Here is a 1,149-nt window from a genome sequence, read left to right as displayed (position 1 = left end):
GATTGGTGGGTGGTCTGGGGGCCCGGGAGTTGGTAACAGGTGACCTGTGTTTGGGAAAGGTCGCTCGCGCTTTTAGGGCGCGGGCGCTTACTCGATCTGGCGCCCGTTCAGAATCTCGAAGGGTTCGAGCCGGTCGCCATTGATCCAGGCATAGCCGCCTGCCTCGGTGCGCACCATGGCGTAGGGGGTCCAGCCGGTGCTGCGCCCCCAGCTTTCATAGTCGTTGGTTTCGGCGTTTACGCGCCATTGTCCATCGTCGCGGCGGCCATCGCCCAGCATATAGACCGTTCTGCCATCGGCAGCAAAATACTGCTGATAGTCAGTGCCTGACCAGCTTCCGACAATGGTGTTGCCAGACAAGAGCGCGGTGATTTCGGCCGCGTTCATCTGCGTGGGCTGTGCTGCGACAGGCCAGCCAAGGGCGAGCATTCCGGCGCTCACCAGACCCAGACCATGACGGCGTTGCATGATCACACCCCTTTATTTCGGGGGCTAGTATCGCAAATCCTGCGGCGGGGTGCGACTCGATTCTAGGGCACGCTGTCTTGGGATTGCCGCAACGTCACGCTCAAAACGCCAAGAATTTCGGAAAACTCCGGCCATATCGTGAGACAACGCATAGAAAAATTAATACTCTTCTGCCAAACAGACCGGATGATCGATATGTCCTATCCTGCCTATTCCCGTGCCGAACGTCTTGCTGACGGGGCGGTGCATATTGCTGGTCTGCTGGCGGCGCTTACCGGTGTTGCCGTGCTATTCGCCCTGTTGGCGCTGCGCATGGACGGGGTGACGCTGGCCTCGACCATCGTCTATTCCGGTGCGCTTTTGATGATGCTGGGGGCCTCGGCGGCCTATCACCTTTATGCCCATACCGCCGCGCGGCCCATTTTGCGCCGTCTGGATCATGCTGCGATCTATGTGAAAATCGCGGGCACCTTCACGCCGCTCAGCGTGCTTTTGGGCACTGCCTTTGGCTATGTGGTGCTTGCGTTGGTCTGGGTGCTGGCCATCGTTGGGGCCGCGACCAAGATCCGGGCCAAGCCCGGGCAGATGCCAACGGGATGGTTGCCCTATGTGCCGCTGGGAGGGTCCGGCGGGGCGCTGTTTTTCCCGCTTCGGCCGATTTTTCCGGACCAAAGCTTGGCG

2 protein-coding genes are annotated in these 1,149 nt (G+C 60.4%); one reads left to right on the top strand and one right to left on the bottom strand.

Annotated elements, in window-relative coordinates; translation table 11 throughout:
• Positions 1-87: 87 nt before the first annotated feature.
• Positions 88-468: a hypothetical protein gene (locus HEP69_RS23540; RefSeq protein ID WP_290560949.1), complete on the bottom strand. Its 381-nt coding sequence runs from the start codon at positions 466-468 to the stop codon at positions 88-90.
• A 186-nt stretch (positions 469-654) separates the two neighbouring features.
• On the opposite strand from HEP69_RS23540, the gene HEP69_RS23535 reads away from it, so the two are divergent.
• The coding region (locus tag HEP69_RS23535; protein WP_290560948.1) for a hemolysin III family protein at positions 655-1,149 on the top strand (495 nt) is incomplete at its 3' end.

It is taken from the genome of Aestuariivita sp. (assembly GCF_021404545.1).
GTDB lineage: Bacteria > Pseudomonadota > Alphaproteobacteria > Rhodobacterales > Rhodobacteraceae > Aestuariivita.
This window is presented reverse-complemented; position numbering and strand designations above follow the sequence as displayed.